The organism is Desulfosalsimonas propionicica, from assembly GCF_013761005.1.
GTDB lineage: Bacteria > Desulfobacterota > Desulfobacteria > Desulfobacterales > Desulfosalsimonadaceae > Desulfosalsimonas > Desulfosalsimonas propionicica.
Map to the genome: position 1 here is coordinate 706,092 of NZ_JACDUS010000001.1, position 23,910 is coordinate 730,001.

The 23,910-nt window shown below is 54.2% G+C and carries 26 protein-coding genes and 1 tRNA gene; 11 read left to right on the forward strand and 16 right to left on the reverse strand.

What is annotated here, in order from left to right:
• Positions 1-221: 221 nt before the first annotated feature.
• The gene (gene ispG, locus HNR65_RS03015) at positions 222-1,301 is read right to left on the reverse strand and encodes a flavodoxin-dependent (E)-4-hydroxy-3-methylbut-2-enyl-diphosphate synthase (protein ID WP_181549947.1); all 1,080 of its coding nucleotides are present in this window, start codon (positions 1,299-1,301) and stop codon (positions 222-224) included.
• A 140-nt stretch (positions 1,302-1,441) separates the two neighbouring features.
• Here ispG and HNR65_RS03020 point away from each other — a divergent pair, with 140 nt between their 5' ends.
• On the forward strand, positions 1,442-1,831 hold the full coding sequence (locus tag HNR65_RS03020; protein ID WP_181549948.1) for a hypothetical protein: 390 nt from the start codon (positions 1,442-1,444) through the stop codon (positions 1,829-1,831).
• 40 nt (positions 1,832-1,871) lie between these two features.
• Here HNR65_RS03020 and HNR65_RS03025 read toward each other — a convergent pair whose 3' ends face one another.
• The 14 genes from HNR65_RS03025 to rpmF form a co-directional block, all read right to left on the reverse strand.
• Positions 1,872-2,492: an MBL fold metallo-hydrolase gene (locus tag HNR65_RS03025; protein ID WP_181549949.1), complete on the reverse strand. Its 621-nt coding sequence runs from the start codon at positions 2,490-2,492 to the stop codon at positions 1,872-1,874.
• On the reverse strand, positions 2,489-2,770 hold the full coding sequence (locus HNR65_RS03030; RefSeq protein ID WP_181549950.1) for a hypothetical protein: 282 nt from the start codon (positions 2,768-2,770) through the stop codon (positions 2,489-2,491). Before HNR65_RS03030 ends, HNR65_RS03025 begins: the two co-directional genes overlap by 4 nt.
• Positions 2,771-2,773: 3 nt before the next feature.
• Entirely contained in the window at positions 2,774-4,150 is a 1,377-nt protein-coding gene (locus HNR65_RS03035; RefSeq protein WP_181549951.1) for a TrpB-like pyridoxal phosphate-dependent enzyme, read from the reverse strand.
• A complete protein-coding gene (gene nusB, locus HNR65_RS03040) occupies positions 4,126-4,578 on the reverse strand; it encodes a transcription antitermination factor NusB (protein ID WP_181549952.1) in 453 nt (150 codons plus the stop codon). The genes HNR65_RS03035 and nusB overlap by 25 nt, the downstream gene beginning before the upstream one ends.
• Positions 4,579-4,588: 10 nt before the next feature.
• Positions 4,589-5,059, reverse strand: coding sequence for a 6,7-dimethyl-8-ribityllumazine synthase (gene ribH, locus HNR65_RS03045; protein ID WP_181549953.1), 471 nt, complete (start codon positions 5,057-5,059; stop codon positions 4,589-4,591).
• Entirely contained in the window at positions 5,052-6,299 is a 1,248-nt protein-coding gene (locus HNR65_RS03050; RefSeq protein WP_181549954.1) for a bifunctional 3,4-dihydroxy-2-butanone-4-phosphate synthase/GTP cyclohydrolase II, read from the reverse strand. Before HNR65_RS03050 ends, ribH begins: the two co-directional genes overlap by 8 nt.
• Positions 6,300-6,422: 123 nt before the next feature.
• Positions 6,423-7,076, reverse strand: a complete 654-nt coding sequence (locus tag HNR65_RS03055; RefSeq protein ID WP_181549955.1) for a riboflavin synthase — start codon at positions 7,074-7,076, stop codon at positions 6,423-6,425.
• A gap of 132 nt (positions 7,077-7,208) precedes the next feature.
• Positions 7,209-8,306, reverse strand: a complete 1,098-nt coding sequence (ribD, locus tag HNR65_RS03060; RefSeq protein ID WP_181549956.1) for a bifunctional diaminohydroxyphosphoribosylaminopyrimidine deaminase/5-amino-6-(5-phosphoribosylamino)uracil reductase RibD — start codon at positions 8,304-8,306, stop codon at positions 7,209-7,211.
• A 157-nt stretch (positions 8,307-8,463) separates the two neighbouring features.
• A complete protein-coding gene (nrdR, locus tag HNR65_RS03065) occupies positions 8,464-8,919 on the reverse strand; it encodes a transcriptional regulator NrdR (RefSeq protein ID WP_181549957.1) in 456 nt (151 codons plus the stop codon).
• On the reverse strand, positions 8,919-9,383 hold the full coding sequence (locus HNR65_RS03070) for a deoxycytidylate deaminase (protein ID WP_181549958.1): 465 nt from the start codon (positions 9,381-9,383) through the stop codon (positions 8,919-8,921). The genes nrdR and HNR65_RS03070 overlap by 1 nt, the downstream gene beginning before the upstream one ends.
• Positions 9,384-9,463: 80 nt before the next feature.
• Positions 9,464-10,714 (reverse strand): serine hydroxymethyltransferase, encoded by a 1,251-nt coding sequence (glyA, locus tag HNR65_RS03075; protein WP_332309008.1) that lies wholly within the window; start codon positions 10,712-10,714, stop codon positions 9,464-9,466.
• A 48-nt stretch (positions 10,715-10,762) separates the two neighbouring features.
• Entirely contained in the window at positions 10,763-11,200 is a 438-nt protein-coding gene (gene rpiB, locus HNR65_RS03080) for a ribose 5-phosphate isomerase B (RefSeq protein WP_181549959.1), read from the reverse strand.
• Positions 11,201-11,274: 74 nt separating this feature from the next.
• Entirely contained in the window at positions 11,275-11,511 is a 237-nt protein-coding gene (locus HNR65_RS03085) for an acyl carrier protein (RefSeq protein WP_181549960.1), read from the reverse strand.
• 14 nt (positions 11,512-11,525) lie between these two features.
• Positions 11,526-11,705, reverse strand: coding sequence for a 50S ribosomal protein L32 (rpmF, locus tag HNR65_RS03090; protein ID WP_181549961.1), 180 nt, complete (start codon positions 11,703-11,705; stop codon positions 11,526-11,528).
• Positions 11,706-11,933: 228 nt separating this feature from the next.
• Between rpmF and gltX the strand changes: the two genes are divergently transcribed.
• Positions 11,934-13,349, forward strand: coding sequence for a glutamate--tRNA ligase (gltX, locus tag HNR65_RS03095; protein ID WP_181549962.1), 1,416 nt, complete (start codon positions 11,934-11,936; stop codon positions 13,347-13,349).
• Positions 13,350-13,720: 371 nt separating this feature from the next.
• Positions 13,721-13,794 (forward strand) — tRNA-Gln (locus HNR65_RS03100).
• A 95-nt stretch (positions 13,795-13,889) separates the two neighbouring features.
• Here HNR65_RS03100 and HNR65_RS03105 read toward each other — a convergent pair.
• Positions 13,890-14,576, reverse strand: a complete 687-nt coding sequence (locus HNR65_RS03105; protein ID WP_181549963.1) for a hydroxyacylglutathione hydrolase family protein — start codon at positions 14,574-14,576, stop codon at positions 13,890-13,892.
• 226 nt (positions 14,577-14,802) lie between these two features.
• Here HNR65_RS03105 and HNR65_RS03110 point away from each other — a divergent pair, with 226 nt between their 5' ends.
• The 8 genes from HNR65_RS03110 (at position 14,803) to HNR65_RS03140 (ending at position 23,660) form a co-directional block, all read left to right on the forward strand.
• Positions 14,803-16,287, forward strand: a complete 1,485-nt coding sequence (locus tag HNR65_RS03110; RefSeq protein WP_181549964.1) for an ATP-binding protein — start codon at positions 14,803-14,805, stop codon at positions 16,285-16,287.
• Positions 16,280-17,713 (forward strand): sigma-54-dependent transcriptional regulator, encoded by a 1,434-nt coding sequence (locus HNR65_RS03115; RefSeq protein ID WP_181549965.1) that lies wholly within the window; start codon positions 16,280-16,282, stop codon positions 17,711-17,713. Before HNR65_RS03110 ends, HNR65_RS03115 begins: the two co-directional genes overlap by 8 nt.
• A gap of 211 nt (positions 17,714-17,924) precedes the next feature.
• On the forward strand, positions 17,925-18,359 hold the full coding sequence (locus tag HNR65_RS17950; protein ID WP_232364620.1) for a response regulator: 435 nt from the start codon (positions 17,925-17,927) through the stop codon (positions 18,357-18,359).
• The gene (locus tag HNR65_RS03120; protein ID WP_232364621.1) at positions 18,352-20,079 is read left to right on the forward strand and encodes a sensor histidine kinase; all 1,728 of its coding nucleotides are present in this window, start codon (positions 18,352-18,354) and stop codon (positions 20,077-20,079) included. The genes HNR65_RS17950 and HNR65_RS03120 overlap by 8 nt, the downstream gene beginning before the upstream one ends.
• A gap of 38 nt (positions 20,080-20,117) precedes the next feature.
• Positions 20,118-21,974 (forward strand): SLC13 family permease, encoded by a 1,857-nt coding sequence (locus HNR65_RS03125; protein WP_181549967.1) that lies wholly within the window; start codon positions 20,118-20,120, stop codon positions 21,972-21,974.
• 43 nt (positions 21,975-22,017) lie between these two features.
• Positions 22,018-22,170 carry a hypothetical protein gene (locus HNR65_RS03130; RefSeq protein ID WP_181549968.1) on the forward strand — a complete coding sequence of 51 codons (153 nt, stop codon included), beginning with the start codon at positions 22,018-22,020 and terminating at the stop codon, positions 22,168-22,170.
• Between the two features lies 1 nt (position 22,171).
• The gene (locus HNR65_RS03135; RefSeq protein ID WP_181549969.1) at positions 22,172-22,705 is read left to right on the forward strand and encodes a YIP1 family protein; all 534 of its coding nucleotides are present in this window, start codon (positions 22,172-22,174) and stop codon (positions 22,703-22,705) included.
• Positions 22,706-22,751: 46 nt separating this feature from the next.
• Positions 22,752-23,660, forward strand: a complete 909-nt coding sequence (locus HNR65_RS03140; RefSeq protein WP_181549970.1) for a response regulator — start codon at positions 22,752-22,754, stop codon at positions 23,658-23,660.
• The last annotated feature ends 250 nt before the right edge of the window (positions 23,661-23,910 follow it).

A 23,910-nucleotide genomic window follows, 5' to 3' on the forward strand; every position in this document is an offset into this window, starting at 1 on the left:
TCAAACCTCTGGGAAAAGTGTTTCAAGTTTGACGGCTTCGTAAAAAATCCAATATCTGCGTTGCGCTTCATCCCTCGTCATTCGACGTACGAACAAGTACGCCTTATTCCTCGAGATTCGCGCGCCTTGATCTTGAACTTTTTACTTTGCCGTCCCAAAATTGACTTTTTACGACGCCATCAAGTTTCAGATGAAAAGGGACAATGCAAAACCTGCCGGTTTTATGGCTCGTGGTTTTCCTCCAGCTGCCGCACTGCGGCCAGCAGTTCCCGGACCAGCCGGTCTTCAGGAAATTTTTTGACCACTTTGCCTTTTTTAAACAAAATGCCCGTGCCCCGGCCGCCGGCAATGCCCACATCAGCCTCCCGGGCCTCTCCGGGTCCGTTTACCGCACATCCCATGACAGCCACCCTGATGGGCGCCCGGCTGGACAAAAGGGCCTTTTCCACGCTTTCGGCAATGGAGAACAGATCAATTTCGCATCTGCCGCAGGTGGGGCAGGAGATGATTTCCGGGCCGCGACGGCGGATGTCCAGGGCTTTTAAGATCTCATAGCCCACCCGGACCTCTTCTGTTGGATCCCGGGTCAAAGAAACCCGCAGGGTGTCGCCGATGCCCCGGCTCAGGATGCTGCCGATGCCCATGGCGGATTTGACGATTCCGGCATAGAGTCCGCCGGCCTCTGTAACCCCCACGTGCAGGGGGATATCAGACTGATCGGAAAAAAGTTCATACGCCTCGATGGTTTGCATCACATCAGAGGATTTCAAAGAAACCTTTACTTCGTGAAAATCCATTTCCGCGAGCACGGCCACCTGGCGCAGGGCGCTTTGCACAAGGGCGGCAGGCGTTGGTCCGCCATGGGTCTGATAAATGTCTTTATCCAGAGATCCGGCATTGACCCCCACGCGGATGGACAGCCCGCTGTCTTTTGCCGCGGCCACCACTGCCCGGATTTTGTCTTTGGCCCCGATGTTGCCGGGGTTGATGCGAAGTGCGTTGGCCCCGGCAGCAGCAGCAGCCACCGCCAGTCGGAAGTCAAAGTGGATATCGGCAATCAGGGGGATGGTGATCTGCGTGCGGATTTCGGAAATGGCCCGGGCTGCGTCCATGTCCGGAACAGCCACGCGGATAATTTCGCATCCGGCCTCTTCCAGACCCCGGATTTGGGCCACTGTGGCAGCCACATCCGCAGTGTGGGTGTTGGTCATGGATTGCACGGATATGGAGGCGTCTCCCCCCACCGGCACACTGCCCACGTGGATCTGCCGGGTTGTTTTTCGTTTGATGGTCGTTGGCATGAATTGCGGCCGTTTGGTGTCGGTTTATTTCTGATGCTGCCGGTATCGGGGGTTGAAAACCCCCGCATATTTGATATTGATTAACAAAGGGGATATTTTAGTTCAAGTCAAATATGGGAAAATAGAAATAGAGAGGGTTTATGGAAAAAGATGACGCCCGGCTCCGCAAGCAGACGGCACAGCGCGCAAAAGACGGCGAACTGCCCTGTTCCGTGGCCTTTGAGATTGCAAACCAGCTAAATACCTTGCCGGCAGCCGTTGGCGCGTGTGCCGATGAAATGAAGCTTCGCCTGGTAAAATGCCAGCTGGGGCTGTTTGGCTACAGCCCGAACAAAAAGATCGTCAAGGCCCGGCCTGAAGTTTCAGACGCACTGCGCCGGGCCATTGGCGAAAATCTGGAAAACGGGCGCCTGCCGTGCAAAAGGGCGTTTGCCATTGCAGCGGATATGGGTTTGCGCAAAATGGATATCAGCGGTGCCTGTGAAACCCTTGGCATCAAGATCAAGCCGTGCCAGCTTGGCGCCTTTTAAAACCCGGCGCCAGGCTGGCTTATCAGCAGGTGCGAAATATCTACCGCAGAAACGGGTTGGCGCGTTTTTCCTGGCCGATGGTGGTGGCCTGCTCATGGCCGGTATAAACCTTGACGTCATCGCCCAGAGGAAACAGCTTGGTTTTGATGCTGGAAATCAGGGTCTGAAAGTCCCCCCCGGGCAGGTCGGTGCGGCCGATGGAGCCGGCAAAAAGGGTGTCGCCCACAAATACCATGTTGTCCGTGTGCAGGGAGATGCCGCCAGGGGAATGACCCGGGGTGTGGAGCACCTTCAGGGTGATTTCGCCAAATGAGATGGTGTCGCCTTCCTGCACTGTCCGGTCCGGGGCCGGCGAGTTTTGGGCGGAAAGGCCGAAGGCCGCGGCTGTTCTGACCAGATCGGCAAGCATGGCCTCGTCTGCCGGGTGAATCACGATATCCGCACCGCTGGCCTTTTTGAGATCATAATTGCCGCCCACGTGATCAAAATGACCGTGGGTGTTGATGATATATTTGAGGGTCAGATTGTCTTTGGCCAATTCCTTGAGGATTCGGTCTGCTTCCTCTCCGGGATCAATCACGGCTGCGGATTTGGTGTTCTCGCACCCTATAATGTAGCAGTTGGCCATGATGGGGCCTACGGCAAGGGTTTTTAAGATCAACGGCTACCTCCTGTTTGCTTTTTTCTTTTGGCTTGTTCAGCGATTTCCACGATAGCGGCAACCTTGGGTTTCGGCGGCTCCGTGACCAGGCTGTTGTAGGTTTCAGCCGGAAGATTCTCCTTTAGATAAGCATCCACGTCAAAAATTTCCCACCAGCAGTCCAGTATCTTGAAACAGGGCAGGCTGTCAGCACCGCTGATTAAGCAGTAGCGAAACGGAATGATGCTGCCGAGCCTTGGGCAGCGGATCTCCAGATTGTCTTTTTGTGGATCGGACATAACCTACACGCTTTTTAAATGCTGGGGTTTGGGATAATCCTCATACACTTTTTCAGATCCGTGCAAATCTTTCTGGGACAGCTCAATGTCTTTGATGTTACCGGAAAAATAAGCCTCATAGGCGCCCAGGTCAAGCAGCCCGTGTCCGCTCCAGTTAAACAGGATCACCTTTTCTTTTCCTTCCTCTTTGGCCTTTTGGGCTTCTTCCACCACCAGGGCCAGGGCATGACAGCTCTCCGGGGCGGGAATGATCCCTTCGGTGCGGGCTGCCAGCACTCCGGCGGCATAGCTTTTGCTTTGGGTAACGGACCGGGCTTCGAAAACACCTTCGTCCACCAGCTGGCTCACCGTGGGGGCCATGCCGTGGTAGCGCAGGCCGCCGGAATGAACCGGGGGCGGCACAAAGGTGTGGCCCAGGCTGTACATGGGCAGAAGCGGGGTGTACTTGGCCGTGTCTCCGTGGTCGTAGACAAAGGGCGCCTGGGTCAGGGTCGGACATCCGGCCGGTTCCACCGGATAGATATCCACATTTTTGCCATGAATCTTATCATAGGCAAAAGGAAAGGCCAGGCCTGCGAAATTGCTGCCCCCGCCGGCGCATCCGATAATCACGTCCGGATATTCACTGACTTTTTCCAGCTGCCGCTTGGCTTCCAGGCCGATGATGGTCTGGTGGAGCATGACATGATTGAGCACACTGCCCAGGGAATATCGGGTCTGGCCGCTTTCATCGGCCACAGCCGCCTCGATGGCTTCGCTGATGGCAATGCCCAGGGTCCCCGGGGTGTCGGGATTCAATTCAAGGGCTTCGCGACCGGCCTTGGTGCTCATGCTTGGGCTGGGCACGCAGTTGCCGCCCCATGCTGCCATCATGGTCTTGCGGTAGGGCTTTTGATCAAAGCTGATGCGCACCATAAAGACCTTGCATTCCAGGCCGTACTGGCAGCAGGCAAAGGACAGGGCGCTTCCCCACTGGCCGGCGCCGGTTTCGGTGGTCATTTTTTTGATCCCGAACTCCTTGTTGTAATAGGCCTGAGGTACGGCGGTATTGGGCTTGTGGCTGCCCGGCGGGCTCACGGATTCGTTTTTGAAATAGATCCGGGCCGGGGTGTCTAAGGCCTTTTCCAGGTTGTAGGCCCGCACCAGGGGTGTGGGATGCCAGATGGACAGCACATCCATCACCTCATCGGGTATGTCGATCCACCGCTTTGTGCTGACTTCCTGCTCGATTAAGTTCATGGGAAAAACAGGAGCGAGCTGGTCCGGGGAAAGGGGATTTCCGTCCGGCCCAAGCGGGGGATTGATCTTGATATCCGCCAATATGTTATACCATTGCCGGGGAATTTCCTCCGGCTTCAGGAAGATTTGTCTGTTTCGCATTCAGGGCTCCTTTTTGAGTTACAGTGGACATATCGTTGCCAGATGCTGTCGAGAATTCCGTTGATAAACGCACCGGATTTCTCTGTTCCGTATTTTTTGCCGATATCAATGGCTTCGTTGATGGCTACCTTTTCGGGAATGTCGTTGCAGAAAAGCATTTCATAAACAGCGATGCGGATCACGTTGCGATCCACGTAATCCATCCGGGCCAGTTTCCAGTTGCTGGACGTTTCGGCCAGGCGGCCGTCGATTTCCGCCTTTTTGGCCACCACCCCGCGCACCAATTCCAGTCCGAAGGGCCGCACTTTTTCCTGGGGCTCCAGCAGCGTACACAGTTCCTGGATCATCTCCTCGGAATCGTCTCCCAGGGTGTCCATGCAAAACAATGCCTGAAGTGCCATTTCTCTTGATTTCCGGCGAATTTTCATAAGAAAAGGGTTACGCCTTTATCAGATCGGCCAGATTGGCCATTTCAATGGCGGAAACAGCCGCATCCCATCCCTTGTTGCCGGCCTTGGTGCCGGCCCGTTCAATGGCCTGTTCAATGGTATCGGTGGTGATGACGCCGAAAATAATCGGCACCCCGGTATCCATGCCGGCTGCGGCGATTCCCTTGGATACCTCGGCGCTGACATAGTCGAAATGAGGAGTGGAACCCCGGATCACGGCACCCAGGCAGATAACGGCATCATATTTGCCGCCAGCGGCCAGTTTTTTGGCGATAAGGGGGATTTCAAACGATCCGGGAACCTTGACAACCTCGATGTCTGCATCATTGGCGCCGCTGCGCACCAGCGCGTCCAATGCGCCGGAAAGCAGTTTGTCAGAGATAAAATCATTAAAACGGCTGACCACAATGACAAAGCGCCGGCCTTCGGCCAACAGATTGGCTTCGATGAATTTAGGCATGAGCCTTTTTCCCCTGGTCTTTGGTTTTGTCTTTTGCTGAAACGCTTAAATAATGGCCCATCTTGAGCTGTTTGCATTCCAGATAGCAACGGTTGTAGTCATTGGGCTCGGTTTCAATGGGCACCTGGTCCACCACGCTTAAACCGTAGCCTTCCAGGCCCACGATTTTCTTGGGATTGTTGGTGATCAAACGCATTTTGCGCACCCCGAGATCAGCCAGCACCTGGGCCCCGATGCCGTAATCGCGCAGGTCAGCCTTGAATCCGAGCTTTTCATTGGCCTCAACGGTATCATAGCCCTGGTCCTGGAGAACGTAGGCCTTGAGCTTGTTGACCAGTCCGATGCCCCGGCCTTCCTGCCGAACATAGAGCAGTACGCCGCATCCCTCCTTTTCCATCATGACCATGGCCTTGTGCAGCTGCTCGCCGCAGTCACATCGCATGGAGCCGAAAATATCACCGGTCAGGCACTCTGAGTGCACCCGTACCAGGGTGGGGGCTTCCGGGTCAATGTCACCCTTTATCAGGGCGATGTGCTGGAAATCATCCACGTCGTTTTCATACACCCGGACCCTGAAGTTGCCGGCGAAACTGGTGGGAATCTCGGTTTCCACAACGCTTCGCACAAAGGACTCGGTGCGCATGCGGTATTCGATCAAATCGGCAATGGTGCAGATGCCGATGCCGTGCTCTTCGCTGAATTTTTCCAGCGACGGCATCCGGGCCATTGTGCCGTCTTCATCCATGATTTCACAGATTACCCCGGAGGGTTTCATGCCGGCCAGCCGGGCCAGGTCCACCGAGCCCTCGGTCTGCCCGGTTCGCACGATCACCCCGCCCCGGCGGGCCCGAAGAGGGAATACATGGCCGGGCATGACCAGGTCATCCGGGCCGGCTTCATCGGAAATGGCCGTTTGGATGGTCGTGGCGCGGTCTGCCGCGGAAATGCCCGTGGTGACCCCTTTTTTTGCCTCAATGGAGACCGTAAAACCGGTTTCAAACTGTGAAGTGTTGTGCTGCACCATCATTGGAAGGCCCAGGTCTTCCACCTTTTCCGGGTTTAAAGAAAGGCAGACCAGGCCGCGGCCGTATTTGGCCATGAAATTGATGGCCTCGGGCGTGACCGCCTCTGCGGCCATGGTCAGATCGCCCTCGTTTTCCCGGTCCTCGTCGTCGACCAGGATGACCATTCTGCCGTCCCGGATCTCCTTGATGGCTTCTTCAATCGATAAATGTCCCATTTTTATACTCCGTAAATTTCATGGAAACGCGAAAACCGCCCGGGGTTCACACGGCAGGTGGATTTCGTGTCCATTTGTTATTTGATGCAAAACCCGTGAAATCAGGTTGCAATCCCCTGATGTTTAAAGAAAGCCGGTTTTTGCCAAAAACGTCATATCAATTTTTTCCTGCCGGGAATCGTCGGGGTCATCTCCCTTTAAGAATTTTTCCACGTATTTTCCAATCAGGTCGGTTTCAATATTGACCCGGTCGCCGGGGTTTTTCAGCCCCAGGGTGGTGATTTTTGCCGTATGGGGGATCACCGCGATTTCAAACCGTCCTGCAGCGCAGGTGTTGACTGTCAGGCTTATGCCGTCTACAGCCACTGATCCCTTGGCAATCAGATACCGGCTGATTTGCTCGGATACGGCAAAGCCAAATACGATGGACCCGCCCATGTCTTTTTTATGCGTGATCTGTGCGCTGCCGTCTATATGGCCGGATACCAGGTGGCCGTCTAATCGGTCGGACAGGCGAAGGGCCCGCTCCAGGTTCATTTTCTGGTCGGCCCGGGCCTCGGCCAGGGTGCTGCGGGAAAGGGTCTCGGCGGAAACATCCGCGGAAAAACGGTTTCCGGAAATTTCCACCGCTGTCAGGCATACGCCGTTGACGGCAATGCTGTCGCCGATGCGGGTGCCGTCCAGGTCAAAATCGACGGAAATGGTCAGCCGCCGGCCGGTTCCTGCAGGCTGGCTGTTTGCCAGGGTGCCCAGACCTTCGATAATTCCGGTAAACATTTTTCTGCCTGTTGTTAAAAAAGGTGTTAACCCTAACACGCTAAAACCTTAAAACTTTCTATTTATATCAAGTTGAAGCAAATGGCAAACATGTTTTGCCGCTCGGGGGGATTTTTAAATAACAAGCCTGAATCATTTGATATAGCCCTGAATCAGAAGGTCGTCTCCGATCTGCTCTGTTTCCATGTCTGTTACGGAAATCGCCGAGGACATCAACTGCGGCCCAGGCCCGCTGCAGATGCCCATGCCGTCACCCCCGAGAATCTTCGGGGCGTAAAAAAAGCAGATTTTGTCAACCAGGCGATTTTGCAGAAACGCGGCGGCAACCCGGCTGCCGCCTTCCACCAGCAGGCTGGTGATGTTCATCTGGCCGAGCTTTGCCATCAGGCAATCAAGGTCCACCCGGTTCTGTTTTTCCGGCACATACAGGATTTGTGCGCCTTGCTGCTCCAGGCGGGCGGCCTTTTGGGGGTCGGCGTTTTCTGATGCGGCCACCATGGTGGGGGCATTGGATTGCTGAGAAAGCATTTTGGCGGTTTCCGGCATGGAAAGCTGTGTGTCCAAAATCACCCGGACCGGGTCCCGGCCGGTGCTGTTTTCCAGGCGGGTGGTCAGGCTCGGATCGTCGGCTGTCACCGTGTTGATTCCCACCAGGATGGCATCGCAGCAGTGGCGCATTTGGTGCACCCGGGCCCGGGCGGCCGGGCCTGTGACCCATTTGGCATCCCCGGTGAGCGTGGCGATTTTGCCGTCCAGGGTGGCTGCGCATTTGAGCAGCACAAAGGGCCGCCGGGTTTGAATGTAATGGATAAAAAATTCATTGAGCCGGCGGGCCTCTGGTTCGCAAATCCCGGTTTCCACGTCTATCCCGCAATCAGCCAGAAACCGGTCGCCTCCGCCGGCCACCTCCGGGTTGGGATCGGTCATGGCGCAGACCACCCGGCTGATGCCCGCCTCCAGGATGGCCCTTGTGCACGGCGGGGTGCGGCCCTGGTGGTTGCAGGGCTCCAGGGTGACATACATGGTGGCGCCCCGGGTGCGGCTGCCGGCATCGGCAATGGCGTTTACTTCGGCATGCGGGCCGCCGGCTCTTTCGTGCCACCCGCGGCCAATGATCTGTCCGTCCTGTACAATCACCGCCCCGACCATGGGATTTGGCGACGTGCGGCCGGCGCCTTTTTCAGCCAGCTCAAGGGCTGTTTTCATGTAATGATAATCCGGATGTTCCATGGGCAAAACCTGTTATTGGATTCGCGGCACCATCTAAAATCAGACTTTTACAAAAATATCCTTATTGGGTAGATAAAACATAATCATTTTTTGAAAAAAAGAACGGCTCCGCAAATGGACCGCGGAACCGTTTTTCTGGTGTGCTGCAAAATGGTTGTTATCTTTGGTCCAGAAGGGTTTTGAGTTCGGTGACAAAGTCGTTGACGTCCTTAAAATCCTGGTATACCGAGGCAAACCGCACGTAGGCCACCTTGTCGAGTTCATGCAGGCGGGCCATGATTTTCTCTCCGATCACCCGGGATGGGATTTCCTTTTCCTCGGCCTCCCGCAGGTCGCGCTCAAGCTCTTCGATAAAGGCCTCAATGACATTCATGCTGATTTCACGCTTCTCGCAAGCCCGTTTGAGTCCGGAGCGGACCTTGTCCCGGTTAAACACCTCCCGCCGCTTGTCTTTTTTGATGATCATCAGCGGGATTTCCTCCACGGTTTCATAGGTGGTGAACCGCCGCCCGCACAAAAGACATTCCCGCCGCCGGCGAATGGCGTTTCCATCCTTGCTCAGCCGTGAATCAATGACCTTGTTGTCGTTTTCACCGCAAAACGGGCATCGCATCAGCTGCCTCCTTTAACCTGCCGCAGCCGGATCCCGGCTTCTTCGAGCAGGGCGGCGGACAATTCATCCGCGTACCCTTCCTGGTAACAGATTTCGGTGAGCCCGGCATTGATAAGCATTTTCGTGCATATGGCACAGGGCAGGTTCGTGCAGTAAAGACTTGCTCCGCGGATGGCCACCCCGTGATAGGCGGCCTGGATGATGGCATTTTGCTCCGCGTGAATGCCGCGGCACAATTCATGGCGCTGACCGGACTCGATGTTCATGCTCTCACGCAGGCAGCCCACCTCGGCGCAGTGCCTGATTTTGGCGGGCGCGCCGTTGTACCCCGTGGACAGCACCCGGTGCTCCTTGACCAGCACCGCCCCCACGGCCCGGCGAAGGCAGGTGGAGCGCCGGGCCACGAGATTGGCAATATCCATAAAATAATCATCCCAGGCAGGACGCTGGCCGGTTGGGGTCATAAATGTTTTGCCTTTTCATTGCAAGGCGTCCGGACCGCTGGTTTTGACAAATTTCGGCAGCGGACAATCGATGCACGCCTTTATGGGGTTTGCGCAAACAACGGAAACCCGGCGCAAAGTTCCTGCACTTGCTGCCGGATGCCCTCAATGCGGGTTGTGTCATCGGGGTGCTTAAGAACGTCAAGGATAAATGCCCCGATTTTTTGCATTTCCGCCTCTTTCATGCCCCGGGTGGTCACCGCCGGGGTGCCGATGCGGATGCCGCTGGTGACAAAGGGGCTTTCCGTGTCAAAGGGCACGGTGTTCTTGTTTACGGTAATGCCGGCCATGCCCAGGACTTCCTCTGCTTTTTTGCCTGTAATGGAAAGGTTTCGCAGGTCTGCGAGCATCATGTGGTTGTCCGTGCCCCCGGAAATCAGATCCACTCCGTTTTGCTGGAGTACGGAGGCAAGGGCACGGGCGTTGCCCACCACATCGGCCTGGTAGTCTTTGAACGACTCGCCTGCGGCCAGTTTGAAGGCCACGGCCTTGGCTGCAATCACGTGCATCAGGGGTCCGCCCTGGATCCCGGGAAAAATTTCCTTGTTTAAGACCTTGTCCAGATCGGTTTTGGCCAGAATCAGCCCGCCCCTGGGGCCGCGCAGGGTCTTGTGAGTGGTGGATGTGACCACGTCGGCATGCGGCACTGGCGAGGGGTGATGGCCGGTTGCCACCAGCCCGGCAATGTGGGCCATGTCCACCATGAACCAGGCGCCAACGGATTTGGCAATCCGGGCGAAAGCCTCGAAATCGATTGTCCGTGAATACGCGCTGGCTCCGGCAATAATCATTTTGGGCCGGTGCTTTTCAGCCAGGGTCGCCACCTGGTCGTAATCAATGGTGCCTTCTTTCCTGGTGACACCGTAATGGGCAAACTTGTAAAACCGCCCCGAGAAACTGGCCGCAGCGCCGTGGGTCAGGTGGCCGCCGTGGGAAAGGTCCATGGCCAGGATGGTGTCGCCGAGTTCCAGAAGGGCGAAAAATACGGCCATGTTGGCCTGGGAGCCGGAATGGGGCTGTACGTTGGCATATTCAGCGCCAAACAGCTCCTTTGCCCGGTCAATGGCCTTGGTTTCAGCGATGTCGACATATTCACAGCCGCCGTAATAACGTTTGTCCGGGTATCCTTCGGCGTACTTGTTTGTCAGCACGCTGGACTGGGCGCTCATGACCGCAGGGCTGACAATGTTTTCCGAGGCGATTAGCTCCAGGGTGGTTTTCTGTCGGTCATATTCCCGGGAAATGGCTTCTGCGATTTCCGGGTCAGCTTTTTTGACTATGGACAGGTTCAGGGACAGATCATCGGCGGTTGCATTCTTATCTGTAATATCGCTCAAAGGTCAGTTTCCTCCACAAAATTTTTCCAGCCGCTGGCTGTGCCGCCCGCCCTCAAAAGGGGTTTGAATCCAGGCTTGCACAATCTCGCGGGCCAGTTCAGTGCCGATCACCCTTCCGCCCAGTACCAGGATGTTGGCGTCGTTGTGACGGCGGCTCATGATGGCGGAAAACAGGTCGTTGCACAATGCCGCGCGCACATGGCCAAACCGGTTGGCCACCATGGACATGCCGATGCCGGTGCCGCAGATCAGAATCGCGCGCTCATATTCGCCGCTGTCCACCTTGCCGGCCACACGGGCGCCGAAATCAGGATAATCCACGGACTGTTCAGAGTCCGTTCCGAAGTCATCGACTTTAAAGTCAAGTGAAATCAAATAGTTTTTTACGATCTCCTTGAGTTCGTAGCCTGCGTGGTCAGAACCGATGGCAAGGGGAAGCATCCTGGGCCTCGTTTTCCTTTTGATTGGGTTGGGTTTGGGTGCGTACAGGGCGAACCGGCAATATTGCCGAGGGATTACGACTGGGTTTTTTTAATGATGTAGTTGATGGCGTCTTCCACGGTTCGCAAGTTTTCGGCGTCTTCGTCGGGCACCTCGATATCAAACTGTTCTTCCATGGTCATGATCATTTCCACGATGGCCAGGGAATCGGCCCCCAGATCATCAATTAATGATGCCTTGGGTACCACGTCAGCCGGGTCCACCTCAAGCTTTTCGGAAATGAGCTTTTTGACCTTGTCTTCGATTGTCATAGTCGCCGATCCCCTTACGCTTCGGTCTCAATAACGGTACGGCCTTTGTAATTGCCGCATTCCGGACATGCCCGGTGGCTCATGACCGTCTCCCCGCACTGGGTGCAACGGCTTAAAGCCGGGGCCTGGGCTTTCTGGTGGGTTCTGCGCTTGTCCCGCTTGGACCTGGATACCTTGTGTTTGGGTACTGCCATTTGAATAATCTCCCAACTATTTGAAATAATTTATTAAATATATTAACTGCCGGTAAATGATCATTTAAAATCAATAGGGTAAAATCTGTTTCATGTCAAGGGATTTTGCAGGGCGGAAAAAACCATTCTTGATTTTTATCATATTTTCGGCTAAATTAAATAGTTTTCTTTTATAACGCTATTGAGCTTTGCAATCCGTAACCCGTAAACCACAGGACAGATTTGTATATGGAAGCCATCATCACCCGTTTCCCGCCAAGCCCCACGGGGTTTTTGCATATCGGCGGCGCGCGCACGGCCCTTTTTAACTGGCTTTACGCCCGGAAAACCGGGGGACGGTTCGTTCTCCGGTTCGAGGACACGGACGCGGAAAGATCCACTCAGCAATATGTGGACGCCATTGTCGACGCCCTTGAGTGGCTGGGCATTGACTGGGATGAAGGCCCCTTTTATCAGTCCCGGCGCCTGGATGTATATGAAAAATATATTCAGCACCTGATTGACACGGGCAGTGCTTATTACTGCACCTGCTCCAAAGAAAAGATCGAGGCCATGCGGCAGCAGGCCGCTCAAAGCGGTGGCAAGCCCAAATATGACGGCACCTGCCGGGAAAAAAATCTTCCGCCCACACCCGGGGCTGTGGTGCGTTTTAAATCCCCCCGGATGGGAAACACCGTGGTGGAAGACAAGATCCGGGGCCATATTGTTTTTCCCAATGCCGAACTTGATGATTTCATTATCCGCCGCAGCGACGGCATGCCCATATACAACCTGGCCGTGGTGGTCGATGACATCTCCATGGGGATCAACACCATTATCCGCGGCGATGATCATATCAGCAACACTCCCAAGCAGATTCTGCTCTACCGGGCCCTGGGCGCGGAGGTGCCGGATTTTGGCCATGTACCCATGGTGCTGGGCCCGGACAAGTCGCGGCTGAGCAAGCGGCACGGGGCCATGAGCGTGACCGCCTACCGGGATATGGGCTATTATCCCGACGCCCTGCTCAACTACCTTGTGCGCCTGGGTTGGTCCCACGGAGACCAGGAGTTTTTTACCCGTGAAGAGCTTATTGAAAAATTTGATATCGAACATATCGGCCGGTCTGCCGGGGTGTTTAACCCGGAAAAACTCCTGGCGTTAAATGCCGAGCATATCCGCAGCACACCGCCTGAAAAACTGGCGCCTCACCTGATTGGGTTTTTGAGCGGACACGGGATTTCAGCCGAAGACAACCCGTTTTTACACGGGGTGATCCAAACCCTGCAGCCCCGGTCCAAGACCTTTGTGGAAATGGCTGAGGCTGCGGTGTTTTATTATTCGGCCCCGGAAAACTACGAGGAAAAAGGGGTCAAAAAGTTTTTCAAACCCGAAGTGGCCGCGCCGATCCGGGATCTGATCGCGGAGCTGAAAAACACGGAAACCTTTGATGAAAAGCATTTGGAGCCCGCGTTTGTAAAGGTCATGGAGGCCCATGACCTGAAATTCGGCAAAATCGCCCAGCCGGTGCGCCTGGCACTGTCCGGCAAAACCGTGAGCCCGGGCATATTTGAAATGATCGAGATTCTGGGCCGGGATGAAACCATTGCACGGCTGGAAAAAGCCGCGGCCTTTATCCGTGATCAGGCTGAAAAACCGGCGTGATCCGCGTATAGAATTGAATGCTTTCGTAAAAGTCTGATTTTAGATGGTACCGTAAAAAGCTTTTTACCGCGCCCGCTGTTTTTGCAGGAAGGAAGCCCAAGAACGGGGTCAGTTTTTTCGCTCCTGAGCGGTTACGGAGTTTTCCGTAAACGCTCAATGTCGCTTCAAAAATCGACCCCGTTCTTGGGCTTCCTTGGAAGTTCTAAAACTGATATAATCGCCAACAATAAAAAAATAACTTCTTGATTTTACTTAACACTTAATCACTTAAAACTTAGCACTGCCTGTGAAAAAGACTTTTTACAGGCTTATCAATTTTGGCTTGACACCATTTGGTTTTTTGTTATCTTACGTTAATACAATTTTGCTGCTGAGGGTTGGTCTAGTGGCAAGACGACGGGTTCTGGCCCCGTTAACCCAGGTTCGAATCCTGGACCCTCAGCCACCAGACAGAAAAAAGCCCTGCCAAGAACAGGGCTTTTGCTGTTTCAAACCCTTGGAAAAAGCCCTTTCTCATCTTCTTTCCGAAATAGAACGTTTCTACATTAGAGACATCAGCGACTCCCACCGCTGCGCCTCGGTTTCCGCCGGCAGACCCCGGGCCCTTAAAATGGCGGTGATTTTCTCGTCATTAAAGCGCAAAAACGGATCCACCCGGCGCTCCTCGTTTAAGGTGGCCCGGACATGGTCTGGGTCGTATCCGGCCAGATGCGCATTGTCCGGCTCCAGGCTTCTGGCAAGTGCCACGTATTCCTCCACATAGTCATGGCCGGCATACACGGCGGTGTCGCCGGGCAGCTGCAAAAGGGTCTTGATGGATTGCAGAAACCGCTGGTGGTCTCCGGTAAAACACCGGCCCACTTTTCCGTTAAACAGGGTGTCGCCGGAAATCAGGATGCTGTCAAAGTAAAAGCAGACAGAATCTTTTGTGTGTCCGGGGGTGTGCAAAACCCGGATCAATTGACCTTCCATTTGGATTTCTTTTTGGTCAATCAGGGTGTCAAAATCCAGAAATGCTGCGTTTGTCCCGGAAAGCAATTGCCGGTTGCCCGTGGTGTGATCCATGTGGGAATGGGTGTTGGTGACATATTGTAACGCAAGGTTCCGGTCTTTGACAAAAGACAGGATCTTTTTTGGTGCACCCCCGTCAACCGCCATTGCGGTTTTGTCCCCGTAAACCAGATAGCCCAGGTTGTCAGCCCCGTATCGGAATTGTTTTATCTGCATTGCTTTTCTCCCGGATCGCCCGTGTTTTTCTGATCAAACGCTTTGTTTGCTGCAAAAAGAGTGCAGGAAACATTTGGTTTGCCCAATATAAAGTGCAAGGCCAGAACGGTCAACAGATACCATGCACTCACGGCCCAGGGTGCAATCCTTGTGTCTCCTGGTCGAAGGTGATATAAAAAACTTTTCATTTCCGGATCAACCTGCCCGGCACAAGGAGAATGATACAGTGAGCTGGTGGAAGCAAATCAGTTTGTCCAAGCGGATTGTCGCACACGTTGCCCTGCTTGAGCTGATTACCCTCCTGATCGGTGCAATGGCCATCTGGTATGCTGTGGGGTTCCGCGATACGGTCAACACACTGGTGGACAGACAGCTCAAGGTCATGGAAGCCTCCCGGCAGATGGAAAGCGCCCTGGCCAACCAGAAAGGTTTTGCAACCTATTATTTTTTGGACAGTGATCCCAAATGGCTAAAGGAACTGTCCCATTACCGTGAGATTTTCCGCAAATGGTTCGAGGTCGCCGAGAAAATGGAGCAGCCGTCGTCCCATGCCGAACTGGTGCAACAGATCGGCCGCCAGTATGATCAGTATGTGAGCAAAAAAGACCGTATCATTGAAATGTATCGAAGCGGCGACCGGGAAAAGGGCGAGCAGATGCACTGGGATGTGCGCAGTCAGTTTTTTGAATTAAACCGGATGTGCCGGGTGTATAACCGGTTAAATGAGGAGGAGATCCAGCGGTTCCGGGAAAACGTAAGGGAAAAATCAGCCGTCATGAGCTCCTTTGTGGTGGCAGGACTGATTGTTTCGGTTGTGCTGGGGGTCTTTATGGCCTTTTTGCTCATTGTCCAGGTCATCGGCCCCATCCGCCGGCTTGCTGCAATGGCTCCCGAGGCCCGGGAGCATACAGGGCCGGCCAATGAGGTGGCTTTGCTCGATGACCGGGTTCGGGGCATGATTGCGGACATGGACAAGGCCCACAGCGAACTGCAGCAAAGCCAGCAACTGCTGATGCATTCAGAGAAAATGGCGCTGGTCGGCAAGCTCGCCACTGAGGTGGCCCACAGCATCCGCAGTCCCATGACCTCGATCAACATGCGGCTTTTTTCCCTTCAAAGAAATCTGGATTTGACCGACAACCAGAAAGAGGATTTTGAGGTGGTGGCCGAAGAGATGCGTCGTTTGGATAACATCGTGCGCAATTTCCTGGAATTTTCCCGCCCGCCGAAACTCAATAAGAAAAGGGTCAATATATCCTGGATCATCGACATGACCCTGGAGCTGCTCGAATACCGGCTAAAACGCCATGATGTGGAAATCATACGGCAGCAGACCGAAAACCTGCCGCCTGTGGAGGCTGATACGGAATTGATGAAGGAGGTTTTTGTCAATCTGATTGTCAACGCCTGCGAGGCCATGGGGGACGGAGGGCGGATTTTTATCGAAGAAAACCAGGTGGTAGGTGACCGGAACGGCTGCGCTGTGAGAATCAGCATCCGGGATACCGGCCCGGGTATTCCGGATGAAGCCCGGCAGAAGATTCTCGAGCCTTTTCATACAACCAAGATCCAGGGAACCGGGCTGGGGTTGTTTATCACAGGGCGCATCATCCGAGAGCACGGAGGGCAGCTCAGCATTCACTCGGCTGAGGGTCAGGGGGCAAACTTTATCGTTACCCTGCCGGTGCCGGAGGAGGATGGAAATGGCTGAAATTCTGATTGTCGACGATGATGTTCAACTGCGGCAAAGCTTTGCCCGGCTCCTGGGTGAGGAAGGATATGACGTGCGGATGGCTTCCTCCGGGGAAGCCGGAATTCAGGCAGTTGAAGACCATCTGCCGGATCTGGTGGTCATGGATGTGCGCATGCCCGGAATCGATGGCATTGAGACCCTGCAGCGCATTCAGGCCATTGATGCCAAGCTGCCTGTGGTGATCATGACCGCCTTCGGCACCACGGAAACCGCCATTGAAGCCACCAAGCAGGGGGCTTTTGATTATGTTCTCAAGCCGTTTGATGTGGGGGACATGCTCAAAATCATTGAGCAGGCGGTGAGTGCCGGGCGGATGATGCATCAGCAGGTGCAGATGGGGGCCGGCCCGGAAACCGGGGGCGCTGATGCCATTATCGGCCAAAGCCCGTCCATGCAGAAAGTTTACAAGGCCATCGGCCGGGTGGCGCCCACCGATGCCACGGTCCTGATCCGGGGAGAATCCGGTACCGGGAAGGAACTGGTGGCCCGGGCCATCTACCAGCACAGTCAGAGGGCGGGCAAGCCCTTTCTGGTGATCAATTGTGTGGCCATTCCCGAGACCCTGCTGGAAAGCGAGCTGTTCGGCTATGAAAGAGGGGCTTTTACAGGAGCGGCCAGCAGGCGCGTGGGCAAGTTTGAGCAGGCCCACGGCGGCACAGTATTTCTTGATGAAATCGGGGATATGCCCATGTCCATCCAGGCCAAAATCCTGCGCCTTCTCCAGGAGCGAAGCGTTGAACGTCTCGGCGGACAGCGCCCCATTGACGTGGATGTCCGGATTATCGCCGCAACCAACCGGGACCTGGAACGGGCGCTTGAAGATGAGCGGTTCCGGGAGGATCTTTATTATCGCCTTAAGGTGGTGACCATTAAGATGCCGCCGCTAAAAGAGAGAAAAGAAGACATTCCTCTTCTCATCGATTACTTTCTTTCTCGTTTTTCCAGGGAAATGCAGATCAACAATCCGGGCATCAGTGACGAAGCCCGCCAGGGAGTCGAGCAACACTTCTGGCCCGGAAATGTCCGGGAGCTGGGCAATACCATCAAAAAAGCCCTGATTTTCAGCCGGGGATATCCCATTCAGGCCGGTAACATCTACCAGGCCATTGCCGGAGAAAGCCGGGATGACAATGATGGCGGCGGCACGGACCTGGAAACCGCCGGCCGGAACTGGATCCGTGCAATGCTGGCTTCTGAAGAGAACCCGGATATGTTCAATTTTTTGATGGATCAGTTCGGCCGCATGGTCGTGGGAGAGGCCCTGAATCTCACCGGCGGCAACCGCAGCCGGGCTGCCAGGCTGCTGGGCATGTCCCGTCCCACTCTGCAGGCGCGGATTGAAAAATACAACCTTTCCCTGGAAACATCTGTCAAAAGCTCCTGATTCTGTTTCTTTAAACATCTCTTTTTACATCCTGTAAAAAAAACCGGCGACCCTCCCGGGGCCGGGTTTTGGGATTTGCGCCGGCCGCTTTTTTTGCTTCGGCTGGAAAAGCCGGAGATAATGAATTTTTCAGTAAGTTATCGCTTCTCCGGGATGTTTGGCATTCTTTTTGCTTAAACGGATGTAAACCGTTAACAGAAAGTTTTTGATCATGCCAAATCCCCTTATTTTAATCGCCGACGCAAATGCCCACATCCGGTTTTTTCTGAAACGGGAATTTACGGCTGCGGGCTTTGATGTTGTTGCCGCCAGTGTTCACACGGAAGTGCAGCACCTGCTCCAGGCGGAGCAGAAACCGGATCTGATTGTCCTCGATCCGAACCTTCCCTTTATAGACTGGGATTTGGCCATTGCCCATATCCGCGGCAAAGCCCCCCGGATTCCGGTTATTCTTTATACTCCATATGCAGAAGACGTGGGAAATCAGGAGCTTTCAGGTCCTGATGCCATTGTTGAAAAGGCCCCTGATACGGCGCTGCTCATACAGACAGCCCGGAACCTGCTGGAGCGGTCAAACCCATGGGCAAACGCACCGGGCGATCCGCGTATCCGGCAAAATCCGGTATCAGGAGGAACCATTGAATAATCATACAGAAAAAACAAAGGAAGCCCCGGCGCAAGAAGATTTTCGGGAATATTACAGGAAACTTCGAAAACGTCTTTTTGCTGCCAGCTGCATTGCATTTCTGATTCCCCTGATTTTGCTTTCGGTTTATTTCCACATTCAGTTCAACGTCAATCTTAAAAAAAGCAGTCAGTTGCATCTGATGTCGCTTGCCGAAAGCCAGCGCAATACCATTGACCTGTTTCTTCAGGAACGGGTGGCCAATATCCTGAGCCTGTTTCACCGCAGTGAATTTCATCTCACCCCCAATCAGGCGCGGATGAACAGCTATCTCATGCACCTGAGTGAATTCAGTGATGCATTTGTGGATGTGGGCTTTATGAATCCGCAGGGTCTGCAGATCGGATATGCCGGCCCTTATCCCCATCTGCGCGGAAAAGACTACAGTCAGGAAAATTGGTATCAGAGCCTGATGAAGGCGGAGCGCAATTATTATATCAGTGATATTTACCTGGGATTCCGCAACAAGCCTCACTTCACCATCGCCGTCAAGCAGCCGGTGGGCCCGGGCACTTATGTGATGCGCGCCACCCTGGATCCGGACAAGTTTTATATGTTTCTTCGCACCATTGCCCAGGGAAAGGCTGTGGAGTGCTCACTGATCAATATGGAGGGAAATTACCAGATCGTGGATCCGGATCAGGGCGAGCTTCTGGCCAAAAGCCCGTATAACCCTTTGGCGTTAATGGCCAGTGACGTGGTGGAGTTTTCTTTTGAGGGCAAAAAACACCTGGTGGCGTCCGCCAGACTTACCGAGGTCCCCTGGCTGCTTATAGTGGGGCAGCCGGAGGAGATTGCATATGCCAAGATGTATCAGACCCGCAGGGTGATGATCGCGGCTGGGGTTCTGATCGTGCTGGTTGTGTTTACCGCCATCTGGCTGACCACCTCCCGGCTTCTGCGCAAGGCTGAAGAAACCGAGGCCTCCAGGCGGGAACTCAAGTCCCAGCTTTTTCATGCCGCCAAGCTGGTTTCCATTGGTGAACTGGCTGCCGGTGTGGCTCATGAAATCAACAATCCCCTTGCGATTATCCTGTCTCAGTGCCGGGTGGTCAATGACATTTTTGATCCGGAGTACGGGGGGTCACAGGCTGCCGGCCCGGAAACCGGCGAACAGGTGCGCGAGGAGGTTGCAATTATTGAAGAGGCGGTTTACCGGGCCCGGGGTATCACCGAAAAATTGCTGCAATCTTCCAGGCGCACGGAGCCGAAACTGGAAAAATGCCACATGAATGATCTGATCGACGAGGTGATCGATGGGTTTATGGAGCGGGAATTAAAGGTTTCCAATATCGAACTGGTAAGGGATTACGACCCTGAGTTGCCCCATATCCTTACAGACCGGGACCAGATGCGTCAGGTGATTCAGAATCTGATCAATAATGCGGTGGACGCCATCGGAGAAGAGGGAAAAATCACCCTGGCCGCCCGCAGGGCCGGCAACGAGGTGAGAATTACAGTTTCAGACACGGGCAAGGGAATGACCCAGGAGGAGCTTGAAAAAATATTTCTTCCTTTTTTCACGACCAAGCAGGCCGGAAAGGGAACGGGCCTGGGTCTGCCCATTAGCTTAAACATTGTTGAATCAATGGGCGGACGCATTGATGTACAGAGCATGCCCGGGGCGGGCACCTCTTTTATCATTACCCTGCCTGTTGCGGATTCGGAGAGATCTGGTTAAACCCCTCAGACAAACCAACGAGGATGAAAGGAGCCGATATGGCGGTGCGAAAACAAAAGAAAAAAGTCACGGGCTATGACAAGTATGTGGACTGGAAAATGTTTGGCATTCCTGTGGTCCTGTTTTTTTTGATTCTCTTTCTGCCCACCCCCCATGGGATGAAAGACGTGGGCACGGAATACAGTGTGGGCCCCAGGGTTGTGGTCGATCATCTGACTCAGTCGCTTTTTGAAAAAAACAGTACGGATGTCGAACAATGGCAGCTGCTGGCCGCCCGGATGATGGAACAAAATCTGGACATCGGCGCGCTTTCCCGGAAGCGGTTTTTGAGCCGGGATCTGGGCTGGTGCAAAAAATACGGTCTGGATGCGGATGCGGCCAATTTTAAAAAAGCAAGGCATTTTGTGGAAACCCGACTGACCGATGCGCAATACGGGCAGTTGATGCAGCAGGCTTTTGACCTGTTGAGAACCGATCTTCAGTACGAGTCGTTGACCGGAAAAGACAAGGCCGCAGCTGACAAGGCAGCCTGGAAAATCAAGGTCGCCATTGCCATGGCGGTGTTTGTGGTGCTCTGCTTTTTCACTGAATGCATTCCCCTGCCCGGCGTGGCTTTTTGTATCGGACTGATTCTGGTGTTTACCGGAGTGGTCACCCGCAAGGAAGTGGCCATGCTGTACTGGGATGATGCGGTGTGGTTTATCATGGGGAGCCTGATGTTTGCCGCCGCCTTTGTCAAAACCGGGGTGGACAAGCGGGTTTGTCTGATGATGTTTCGTAAGCTGGCCAAGCCGAATGTGAAATGGATTACCCTGATTTTTTTCATTATTATTGCTCCTCTGGCATCTTTTATTTCCGACCATGCCCTGGCGGCCATGTTTCTGCCCATCGGCATCCTGCTGTATCAAAATAGCCTGACCAGTGAAGTTTCCGAAGACACCGAGCTTGCCAAAATGCTGATGATCGGAATTGCCATGGCCTGCAACATCGGCGGGCCCGGTGCGCCGTCGGGCGGGGCCAGAAACGTGATCATGATGACCTATTTAAACGACATGTTCGGACTCGACATTGGTTATTTTCAGTGGGTGACATATTGTATGCCCTTTGTCATCGTCATGATCCCCATAACCTGGCTGATTTTAAACTGGCGCTTCAAGCCGCGTATCCACTCCCTGGCTCCGGCCATGGACCATCTGCGCGGAGAAATTGACCGGATGGGCGGATGGAACCGCAAGCAGATCTGGGCCATCATTATTTTTGCGGTCATGGTGTTTGGCTGGTTTACGGAAAAGAGTTTCTATCAGATGGGCATATATCCCATCCGCCTGGGCATCGGTGTGATTGCCATGGCCGGTGCGGTGGCCTATTTGCTGGCCGGTGTGGTGAACTGGCGCGATTACCAGGAAAAGGTGGACTGGGGGGTGGTCTGGCTGTATGCCGGCGCCATTATTTTCGGGCGCATCCTGGATGAAACCGGGGCTGCGTACTGGGTGGCCCGAAGCGTCATAGAGGCCATCAAGCCCCTGGGCATTGATTCCGGCCTGCCGCTGTTGGCCGTGTCAAACGGCCTGACCGGGATTTTAACCAACTTAATGGCCGACGGCCCGGCAGCGGCCTCGGTGGGGCCGATTACACTGAACATGGCCGGGCTGGTCCATCCGGGCACCACTTTTCTACCGTTTATGGCCATGTCCACGGCAGTGGCATCATCCTTTGCATATTGCCTGATCATCGGCACGCCGCCCAATGCCATCGTGTATGCCAGCGGTTACCTGGAACCCAAGGATTATCTCCGGGTTGGCATTCCCGTCTGGGTTATCGCCAATATCATCCTGCTGGTTCTGACTTTGGGCTACTGGAGTTTTAGGGGGTTCGGGGATCTTGCCGGATTTTAGCACTGAAAATCAAATTACTGAGATTGCCACACAGGGAGGCAATATGCAGATCAACCAGAAAAAAACACGCAACCGGGCTTTTCGCATGGAAGACGGAAAACTCTATTTCACCAGGGAGGCGGAGCGCAGCATCTTTTTCGTGCTCACCCTGCTGATGCTGGCCGCCGGTGTCATGATCCGGCTGGGGGTGATCTGACATGGAACTAAGCCAGGCGCATGCAAAGCAGTTTTTCGGGCTGCGGACATATGTGGCACAGACGGCCCGGATTGTAAGTGCGCCACGGATGTTTTTCCGGGAATACGCCGAATCCGGTCATTTGCTCTTGCCGGTATTTGCCCTGGTTCTCTCCGGCGGGTTTTATGCCTGTGCAAGCCTGCTGGTCCATGCCTGCCAGGAGCCCATGGCGGCATTGATGATATTTTTCATCAATGCCGCGGGCATGCCGGTTCTGGCAGCGGGTATGGGTTATGTCGTAAGCCGTTTGATCCTGGGAAGCCGGATTGGTTTCGTGCGCTTTTTCGGCATTTACGCCTGGGCTGCAGCCGTTGTCCTGCCTTTGGCATGGGTGCCGTATCTGGTGCTGTTCGCAGAGGTTTGGCGGTGGTGGCTCATTGGTACGGGGTTGATGATTGTATGCGGATTGAGGCGCTGGCAGGCCATGCTGGTGGTGGTGTTGACCCTGGCGGCCATGATTTACGCATATCAATGGTTGTCAGTGCAATGGACATAGAATATATGGGTATTCGGCATGATGCCGGGAGAAAAGGAGATCGTCTATGAGCCAGAAAATCAAGGTATTAATGGTTGATGATGAAAAACGGTTCCGGGAAACAACGGAAAAAATTTTAACGCGCCGGGGATTTGAGACCATTATGGCTGAAAGCGGTCCGGCAGCCATAGAAAAACTGGCTCAGCATCCTGACGTGGTCATCCTGGATATCCGGATGGAAGGCATGAACGGCCATGAGACACTGGCGGAGATCAAAAAGCGCAACCCGGATCTGCCTGTGATCATGCTTACCGGCTACGGGGACTTGGATTCAGCCAAACAGGCAAGGGATCAGGGGGCTTTTGATTACCTGGCCAAGCCCTGTGACATCGAAGTGCTCACCGGAAAAATCCGGGAGGCCATCCAAAGCCGGCAGATGCCCGAAGCATACAGGGAAAATCGGGTCAAAGGGGTTATGATTCCCATTGATGAATATACCACCCTGAACTCGGATGTCACGGTGCAAGAAGCGATTTTCGAACTCAAAAAGACATTTGCCGCGCGGGCCACCTCCAGGATCATGGAAACCGGGCATCGCTCCGTGCTTGTTGTGGAAAAGCCCATGCAGGTCATTGGCATTTTGTCCATTACCGATTTGATGCAGATGATTCTGCCGGCCTATCTTTCAGCGCCCAAACCCTCCACTGCAGACAGCATTCAATATTCTCCCCTTTTCTGGAAGGGCGAATTCCAGCGGGCCATTGAACTGCATGCCCGGATGCCCATCGGAGAAGTGATGTCGCCTGTCCCCTATGATATCGATGCCAATGCATCGCTTATGGAGGCCACCTTTCAGATGAGTACCTATGGGGTGCGGCGCCTGCTGGTAAAGACCGGAGATAAGGTGCTGGGTATCATCCGGGAGCAGGATCTGTTTTTTGAGATGGAGAAAATTCTGCGCGCAAAACCGGCATAAGCCTCAACCTTCGAAATATCCGGTTTTTGCCCTTGTCCGGGCAGACCCTTTTTCCGGAAAAAATACAAGCCTGCATGAATTGCGTGCATCATGTAAAGAAAACCTGCACCCGGCCGGGCCACAGGGTAAGCAAAACAACGTTTTGCCGGTGATTTTTGCATGTTTTGGTTATAACTGAAAATGGCACGCATATTGCTTCTCTATAACTCACTGCAAGTCGTTTAACACACAACCCAGGGGCAGGGGCATT